The 376-nt window shown below is 64.9% G+C and carries 1 protein-coding gene; it reads left to right on the top strand.

What is annotated here, in order from left to right; translation table 11 throughout:
- Positions 1-21: 21 nt before the first annotated feature.
- Positions 22-376: hypothetical protein (locus AC1DMU_RS29775; protein WP_476941707.1), on the top strand; the 355-nt coding region annotated here is incomplete at its 3' end.

Raw genomic sequence — 376 nt, 5'->3', positions numbered from 1 at the left:
GCTCACCATGGGGACTGCCTGATGGCCAATCCATACCAGGCCGGGCAGGCGCTCGGCAGCGCGCTGTTCGGTAGCACCCAGGACACCTACACCAACCAGCTTGGCCGGCAGTACCAGGTCGAGCAGGCGCTGCAGGAGGCCCGGCAGGCGCGCTCGAAGGCGGTGCTCGGCGAGCAGAACGTGGCTAAGCGGCAGGTCATCGATGACCCAGATTTGCTTGGCCGAGTGCTGGGTGGCGATCTCGGCGCGCGGAACGAGTTTCTCACCGCAGCGTTGCTGTCTAACCCAGAAGTGAGCCTGAAAACGCTCGGTGATGGTCAAGACGCGATCATGCGCCAAGCCGTCTACGATCGCGCCACCAGCGGCGATCTTGGGG

The organism is Bacillus sp. 01N45 (assembly GCF_056399205.1).
This window is presented reverse-complemented; position numbering and strand designations above follow the sequence as displayed.